Origin of the sequence: Rhodococcus sp. 15-649-2-2 (genome assembly GCF_002258645.1) — a bacterium.
Classification (GTDB): domain Bacteria; phylum Actinomycetota; class Actinomycetes; order Mycobacteriales; family Mycobacteriaceae; genus Rhodococcoides.
Window position 1 is genome coordinate 1 of the sequence record NZ_NPFM01000048.1, and the last position, 1,551, is coordinate 1,551.

1 protein-coding gene is annotated in these 1,551 nt (G+C 64.5%); it reads left to right on the forward strand.

Annotated features, from left to right (window positions below):
• Positions 1-1,551 (forward strand): acyl-CoA carboxylase subunit beta (locus CH305_RS28630; protein ID WP_218828622.1); only part of this gene is annotated, 1,551 nt, incomplete at both ends.

Below are 1,551 nucleotides of genomic sequence, written 5' to 3' on the forward strand. Positions count from 1 at the left end.
ACCCGATATCCATACCACTGCGGGTAAATTGGCCGATCTTCGTAAACGTCTCGCGGGTGCGGAGCATCCCTCGGGTGAGGCGGCGGTGGAGCGGGTCCACGCGAAGGGCAAGTTGACTGCGCGCGAGCGGATCACGGCGTTGCTCGACGAGGGCTCGTTCGTCGAGCTCGACGCGTTGGCGCGGCACCGGTCCCAGAATTTCGGGTTGGGTGACAACCGGCCCCTCGGTGACGGTGTCGTCACCGGCTACGGCACCGTCGACGGCCGGGATGTGTGCGTGTTCTCCCAGGACGCGACCGTCTTCGGTGGCTCGTTGGGGGAAATCTACGGCGAGAAGATCGTCAAGGTCATGGACCTGGCGGTCAAGACCGGACGCCCGTTGGTGGGAATCAACGAAGGTGCCGGTGCCCGCATCCAGGAAGGGGTCGTCTCCCTCGGGTTGTACGGGGAGATCTTCCACCGCAACGTCCGCGCCTCGGGGGTGATCCCGCAGATCTCGCTGATCATGGGCCCCGCCGCCGGTGGACACGTCTACTCCCCGGCGTTGACCGATTTCGTGGTCATGGTCGACGGCACCAGTCAGATGTTCGTCACCGGCCCCGACGTCATCAAAACCGTCACCGGTGAGAACGTGACGATGGAAGAGCTCGGTGGCGCGAGGACACACATGGAGAAATCCGGGGTCGCGCACTACGTCGCCTCCGGCGAGCACGACGCGCTCGACTACGTGCGGGATCTGCTGTCGTATCTCCCGTCCAACAATCGCGCCGACGCCCCGCGGACGGTCCCGTCGGATCCGATCACCGGGGCGATCGAGGACTCGCTGACCGCGGAGGATCTCGAACTCGACACCCTGATCCCGGATTCACCGAACACCCCCTACGACATGCACGAGGTGATCACCCGCATCCTCGACGACGACGAGTTCCTCGAAGTCCAGGAGGGGCGGGCCCGCAACATCATCGTCGGGTTCGGGCGGATCGACGGCCGGTCGGTGGGGATCGTGGCCAATCAGCCCACGCAGTTCGCGGGAACGTTGGACATCGATGCCTCGGAGAAGGCGGCGCGGTTCGTGCGCACGTGTGATTGTTTCAACGTTCCGATCATCACGTTGGTCGATGTGCCGGGGTTTCTGCCCGGGACGGGTCAGGAGTACAACGGCATCATTCGGCGGGGCGCGAAATTGTTGTATGCCTACGGGGAGGCGACGGTCGGGAAGATCACCGTCATCACCCGCAAGGCGTACGGCGGGGCGTACGACGTGATGGGGTCCAAGCACATGGGTGCCGACGTCAATTTGGCGTGGCCGACGGCGCAGATCGCGGTGATGGGGGCCTCGGGTGCGGTCGGGTTCGTGTACCGCAAGCAGTTGTTGGAGGCGGCGAAGAACGGTGAGGACGTCGATGCGTTGCGGCTGACGTTGCAGCAGGAATACGAGGACACGTTGGTCAACCCGTACGTCGCTGCCGAGCGTGGGTACCTCGATGCCGTCATTCCACCCAGTCATACCCGCGGTCAGATCGTGACCGCGCTGCGTCTGCTCGAACGCAA